The following is a 518-nucleotide window of genomic DNA, read 5'->3' on the forward strand; positions in this document are numbered from 1 at the left end:
ACAATAGAACCATTCAAAAAAAAGCGCTCCCTAAATTCAAAAACATGAGGGGAGGTGAAATGCAACACCTTAAAATTTTGATCGGCTAATAAAAGGGTTAAAAACCGCCCCGTGCTGCCCTTACCATTAGTCCCTACCACATGAATGACTTTCGCTTGAATTTCAAAAAAAGCGTTTTTAAAATCTTTATAAATTTGAATGAAGCGGCTAGGGTCAAACTTGTGGTATTCCTTAGGCTTTGTTTCTAAAAACGCCTTTAATCCCTTCAAAGGGCTATTTTTCATTATTGAATTTCCCCTCATAAGCGATTTGAGCCACAAACTTAGTCAAAGTTTGTTCCACAGCCTGATTGATAGCATAATAGCGGTTCTGGTAGGTATTAAGGGGGTCTTGCAAATTCACAGCGTAATTATAATATCCGCTATTTTGAAAAGTCTTTCTAACGCCTCTTTTATTATCGTAGGTGTAATTCACAGACACGGTTGCGCGATAGAAAGTCGTAAAGCCTTCTTTATTTT

General features: G+C 37.5%; 1 protein-coding gene and 1 pseudogene. Both read right to left on the reverse strand.

Annotated features, from left to right (window positions below):
• Positions 1 to 284 (reverse strand): annotated as a pseudogene (locus tag IE271_RS44770) (hypothetical protein); the annotation flags it as partial.
• Positions 274 to 518, reverse strand: a 245-nt coding sequence (gene lptE / locus IE271_RS44775; RefSeq protein ID WP_229920022.1) for an LPS assembly lipoprotein LptE, incomplete at its 5' end; no start/stop codon positions are given. The pseudogene IE271_RS44770 and the gene lptE, both read right to left, overlap by 11 nt.

The sequence above is a fragment of the Streptomyces minutiscleroticus genome (assembly GCF_014650875.1).
Taxonomy (GTDB): Bacteria; Actinomycetota; Actinomycetes; order Streptomycetales; family Streptomycetaceae; genus Streptomyces; species Streptomyces minutiscleroticus.